The sequence below is a fragment of the Mesorhizobium sp. M00.F.Ca.ET.216.01.1.1 genome (assembly GCF_004010325.2).
Lineage (GTDB): Bacteria > Pseudomonadota > Alphaproteobacteria > Rhizobiales > Rhizobiaceae > Mesorhizobium.
In genome coordinates, this window is record NZ_SADR02000244.1 from 1 (window position 1) to 368 (window position 368).

General features: G+C 63.6%; 1 pseudogene. It reads left to right on the plus strand.

The features are described from left to right. Positions 1–133 precede the first annotated feature (133 nt). Positions 134–368 (plus strand): annotated as a pseudogene (locus tag EN859_RS35940) (apolipoprotein N-acyltransferase); the annotation flags it as partial.

Consider the following 368-nt stretch of genomic DNA (forward strand, 5'->3'; position numbering starts at 1 on the left):
CGAGCGGATGAGTGGTCTCAGCATCCAAGGGTGGCACCGATAGAAAGACGGTCCTCAAGTCACCGTCATTTGGAGCATCCGGCCCGGCCTGTTAAATCTCTGGCTCCCTGATTCGCGCGACTTGGGAAGCTAGATGCAGCGCTTTGCCGGCCGGATAATTCTGCTGTGGGGGTGGCGGCGGGCGCTGGTGGCGTTTGCCGCCGGAGCGCTGGCGGTGCTTGCCCAGGCGCCTTACGATTTCTTCGCCGTCTGCTTCGTTTCGTTCCCGGTCCTGGTCTGGTTGCTCGACGGCGCCACCGGCGAAGCTTCCGATGGCTGGTTCAGGCGGTTGAGGCCGGCTTTCGCCACCGGCTGGTGGTTCGGTTTCG